The organism is Streptomyces sp. NPDC058697 (assembly GCF_042715345.1).
Classification (GTDB): Bacteria; Actinomycetota; Actinomycetes; order Streptomycetales; family Streptomycetaceae; genus Streptomyces; species Streptomyces liliifuscus.
In genome coordinates, this window is record NZ_JBHXSU010000068.1 from 1 (window position 1) to 1952 (window position 1952).

General features: G+C 37.6%; 2 protein-coding genes. Both read left to right on the forward strand.

The genetic code is table 11. The annotated features are described in order from the left end of the window. The first annotated feature begins 101 nt into the window (after window positions 1–101). Window positions 102–1010: a hypothetical protein gene (locus tag ACFWXQ_RS48760; RefSeq protein WP_375839305.1), complete on the forward strand. Its 909-nt coding sequence runs from the start codon at window positions 102–104 to the stop codon at window positions 1008–1010. A gap of 684 nt (window positions 1011–1694) precedes the next feature. Beyond that, window positions 1695–1868 carry a hypothetical protein gene (locus ACFWXQ_RS48765; RefSeq protein ID WP_375839303.1) on the forward strand — a complete coding sequence of 58 codons (174 nt, stop codon included), beginning with the start codon at window positions 1695–1697 and terminating at the stop codon, window positions 1866–1868. Window positions 1869–1952 lie beyond the last annotated feature (84 nt).

Below are 1952 nucleotides of genomic sequence, written 5' to 3' on the forward strand. Positions count from 1 at the left end.
AAGGACGCTAATTTTTGTTGAAAAACTGACTTCGGATTTGGGGTTCTTTATTATTAACTTGATTTTAATTAAACATTACAGGAAAAATTGAGGGGAAATGGATGGATAAACGCAATGGTGACGCGGTTTTCATAGCTCCAAATGATGTTGTAAAAGTGACCACTATGAATCACGTCATTGAAGTTCAGCATATGGAGAAGATGAACCGGAAAAATAATATCAAAAAATTGGACAAGGATAGGTTTGTAGACCTCTCTACTGGGGAGATCCGGGAGTTCGAGCATTCGGAAAATCGGCAGGAAAATTATAATTCTTTGAGACAAACCTTTAAGAAGCTGCGTTATTTGATAAATAACAATTTTATAGGACGGCCAAATGAATTACATATAACTTTGACATACAAGAAAAATATGACGGACACGAAAAAACTTTATAGTGATTTTCAAAATTTTATCGACAGGTTGCGTTATAAATACAAGAAAGAAAGTTCGATAGATTATTTATCGGTGGTAGAGCCACAAGGACGTGGAGCCTGGCATTGTCATGTTTTAATGCGCTTTAATGATTTGGATAAGATTTATATTAAAAATGCTGAATTAAGGAGTCTATGGGGTTTAGGATTTGTAACAATCAAGTCATTAAAGGATATAGACAACATAGGAGCCTATTTGAGCGCTTATTTGACTGATATAGACCTAGAAGATGTCCAAGACAGGGAAACAGCCTTAAAAGTGGCTTCAGAGGGCTGTGAGGTGCAAACAAAGATCGTAGAAGGTCGGGAAAAGAAATTTTTAAAAGGCGGACGGCTGCACATGTATCCTTCCGGAATGAATATGTATCGAAAATCAAAAGGGATTGTTAAGCCGGAACGGGAAGAAATGAAGTTCGGAGACATAAAAAAAGTAGTGGGTTCGGCAAAACCACACTACGAGAAAAGTTATCATGTCGAAAATGACAATTTTGAAAACACAATTTCGTTTCTCCAGTATAACACAAAACGTGATTTTTGAAGCAAAACGGTTCCTCTTTATGGAGCCGTTTTTTTTATTTCCCGAAGGGTTATTTGTCAGAATGACAAACCGATTTCGAGCCGGCGAGAACCCATTGTCACACCACGATTTAGGGGGTGTGTATAAATGGGCACTCTCTGTGAAATTTGAAGCTTTGAAATTCCGAATGGCGCACTTATACACTCTGTCGAGTGAGTGCTAAAATGCTGAAGCATTTCCGTCAAGCGTGTGGAGGAATCTTGTAGAGAGATATAGCATAGATACCCGTATCTCTAGAGATATTTTGGTATATCCCTGCTATATCTATGGGGTATCTATGCTATATCTTTGGCTTCAAAAACGGCACCTGTTCTAAGAGCATAGAAACTCAACAGGCACAGCCTGTTTGACACCCTTTTTTTTAGGGTGGCACCGAGTTTCCTTATGCTCTTTTTCTCTGAAGCTAAACCTGTTTTATATGTCGTAGTCTTTTTATTGGGAGTGACCCCTTGCTGTACAATTTCCGGAGGTGCCGATAAGGGACGAATTTTCCCTTGTCGGTTGCCTTTGGGGATTGTAAGGGGTGGAGGCTCGGAATCAAAAGGAAACGAAATATCATTCCGAGTGTGCTTCTTTTTTCTGTTCTTGAATTCTATTATTTCCAATGTTAGAATTATGTTAACAACTTGTTAGGAGTGTGTTTGGATGGAAGAGAAAAAACAAATTGGACCTCGAATTACTGTTGAAACATTTAAAAAGCTAGAGTTATTAGCCGAACATTTTACAAAACACAATGAATTTGGAAGAGTTTCAAAAGATGCTGTAATTGAGTTTGCTATTAAGGAATTGTATAGGGACTATTTGGGAAAAGGACGCTAATTTTTGTTGAAAAACTGACTTCGGATTTGGGGTTCTTTATTATTAACTTGATTTTAATTAAACATTACAGGAAAAATTGAGGGG